The 858-nt window shown below is 65.4% G+C and carries 1 pseudogene; it reads right to left on the bottom strand.

What is annotated here, in order from left to right:
* Nucleotides 1–23: 23 nt before the first annotated feature.
* A pseudogene (locus VP06_RS35550) lies at nt 24–727 on the bottom strand (IS5 family transposase).
* Nucleotides 728–858 lie beyond the last annotated feature (131 nt).

Genomic DNA, 858 nt, shown 5'->3' with positions numbered 1-858 from the left:
AAGAGACAGGGGTTGAGACTCAATCAGCACCAGAACGCGATGACGGCAGCCAGAGCGAGAGCCGAGGCGAAGTTGCGGGCCAGCTTGTCGTAGCGGGTGGCGATGCGGCGGAAGTCTTTGAGGCGGCAGAACACCGCCTCGACCCGCCAGCGATCACGATAGCGCCGCTTGTCGAGGCGGATCTTGCGCTTGCGCGCGCGGGTGCCGGGGATGACCACGCTGATGCCCTGCTCACGCAGGTCCTGGCGCAGCCAGTCGGCATCGTAGCCGTTGTCGGCGATGAGCCGGCGCACGCGACCGGGCGCCTTGTCCAGCACCGCGGGGGCGGTCTTCACGTCACTGGCGTTGCCAGGCGTGAGGTGGATGACGCCCGGACGACCGATCACATCGGTGAGGACATGGATCTTGGTGGTCGGACCCGCGCGCGAAGGGCCGATCGCCTGTTCGCGGGCCCCCCTTTTCCGCCGTGGGCGGCGCGCTGGGCTTTGACGTAGGTCGAGTCGAGAGCCGCGGCTTCACCCGACCATCCGGCCTTGGCCAGGGCTTCCAGCATGCGGGTCCAGAAGCCGCGGCGCGACCATCTGTTGAAGCGGTTGTAGACGGTGGTGGAGGGACCGTACTCGCTCGGACAATCCTTCCAGCGGCAGCCGCACTTGATGACGTGCAGGATGCCCGACAGGATCGTGCGGTCGTCCTTGCGCCGAGCGCCGGGCTGGTTGGTGGGCATGAACGGCGCCATCGCCTGCCATTGCTCGTCCGACAGCCAGAACAGCTCTGCCATTGCCTCCTCCTTCTGGGAGGCGCTTCGAATCACATTTCATTCATCATTGCAATACCTTGAATGGGTTTTGACCCTAG

The sequence above is a fragment of the Methylobacterium aquaticum genome (assembly GCF_001043915.1).
GTDB lineage: Bacteria > Pseudomonadota > Alphaproteobacteria > Rhizobiales > Beijerinckiaceae > Methylobacterium > Methylobacterium aquaticum.
The sequence above is the reverse complement of the archived record's forward strand: the minus strand, read 5'-3'. Positions and strand labels throughout refer to the sequence as shown.